3 protein-coding genes are annotated in these 1,517 nt (G+C 64.2%); all 3 read right to left on the minus strand.

Annotated features, from left to right (window positions below; all coding sequences use genetic code 11):
- On the minus strand, nt 1-195 hold a 195-nt coding region (locus AC628_RS41345), incomplete at its 3' end, for a head-tail connector protein (RefSeq protein WP_143202100.1).
- Between the two features lie 66 nt (nt 196-261).
- A complete protein-coding gene (locus AC628_RS41350) occupies nt 262-711 on the minus strand; it encodes a hypothetical protein (protein ID WP_074132542.1) in 450 nt (149 codons plus the stop codon).
- A gap of 99 nt (nt 712-810) precedes the next feature.
- Nucleotides 811-1,517: phage major capsid protein (locus AC628_RS41355; protein WP_143202101.1), on the minus strand; the 707-nt coding region annotated here is incomplete at its 5' end.

Genomic DNA, 1,517 nt, shown 5'->3' on the forward strand with positions numbered 1-1,517 from the left:
CCGCCAGCACGGCAGCACCCATTGGAACGTCCGCGGGACAAATGCGCGCTGGACAAGCGCCTCACAATGCCCCGTTGCCGCGCCGATCAAGCCGGAGATCAGAGCGTCGTTTTTCGTATTCGAGACGCGCAGCTGCGCCTTGGCCTCGTCGAGTGTGACGGGATAGCCCGCCGGACGCTGAGAGATGCGGAGCATGTCGGGAAGCCCTGCCGGAAAAAGGAAAAGCGCCTCGGCCAGGGGCGGCCGAGGCGCGAGGCTAGATCAGCCGATGAACTCGGCGACGGATGCAGCGTCATTGTCGGTTGCGAAGCCGTACCGAGCATCGAAACCGAGCACGGAACAGCCGACCAAGCTGGCGGCGACGGCCGGCGTTACCGACACCTGGAAAAAGCCGAAGCCGTTATTGATGTCGAGATCTTCCTGCTTGAGGTTAATCAGGACCTGCTTGTTATCGTCGGCGCCGGCTTTCGTGCGCTGCGTGATCGCCTTCCCGGCGATGTCCTTCGCATTGGCGCCGGCGGCCGAGGTCGCCTGCTGGATCTTGGCGTCGACGGTCGCAGCGGCGCCGAGCGCGCCGAGCGAGATGACGGCCATATAGTTGTGGAACTTGCCGGCATCGATCCAGCCCGTGGTTTGCACGGCATTGGCCGATTGCGGGTTGATCGAGTCGACGACGCTGACGCGCTGCGACGGCTTGAGATTGGTGTGCATCTGCACTCCTCATGGTTTCGGGAAACAGGAACGCGGCCGTTACTCGCGCCGGCCAGGTCAGGCCGGCGCGCCGTTAGTGTCCGACGAGATCGAGCTCGATCAGCGCGCCTCGAGCGTGACGAAATGCGACTTGGTATTGGGACCCTTGGCCGGCGCGACCGGCGCCGACAGGTAGGGCTGGCCGCCGACACGGAAGATCCAGCGGAAAGCCGCGAGGTTGTAGTCGAAAAACAGATGGATCGACGCAGCAAAGTCGATGCCGCCGCCCGCCTTGGTTGCGAGCGCATAGCCCGTGAGGTCGACGCAGGTCAGGTCGCCCGCATCGCCGAGCGTCGGGCTATGCTCGTTGAAGATCAGCGGCCGACCGAGGAAAACGCCACCATCCGGCGCGCCAGCGAGCGGCTGATTCAACGGCAGCCAGGCTGGCACGTTGCCGATCGTCAGCTGACCGATCTGCGGCAGGATGTCGGAATTGCCGAGCCACATCGGCCGGCCGCCCATCCGCAGCAGACGCGAATACATCTTGAGGACGTTCGCGACGTTGATCGTGTCGGCCTGCTGACCGCCTTCCTTTGCGACTGTCACCAGCGCCGGCGAATTCATGAAGCCGAGCGGCTTGCCCTTGCCGTCGCCAGTCATGACAGCCTCGAAAGCCTTCCAGCGGATCGCATTGGCGGCCTGGTTGAAAATCCGGTTCTGCAGCCGCGGCGCATCGTCGAGGACCTCCTGCGAGGCCAGCACGAAGGCGTAGAGCTCATGCAGCTGGATGATCTCGCCGGTTGCTGCCGCCTTGGACGCGATCAGCT

It is taken from the genome of Bradyrhizobium sp. NAS96.2 (genome assembly GCF_001908235.1).
Taxonomy (GTDB): Bacteria; Pseudomonadota; Alphaproteobacteria; order Rhizobiales; family Xanthobacteraceae; genus Bradyrhizobium.

Bases quoted from the DNA above. Each gene is read 5' to 3' on its own strand.
- AC628_RS41350 (WP_074132542.1), bottom strand. From the start codon at position 711: ATGCACACCAATCTCAAGCCGTCGCAGCGCGTCAGCGTCGTCGACTCG.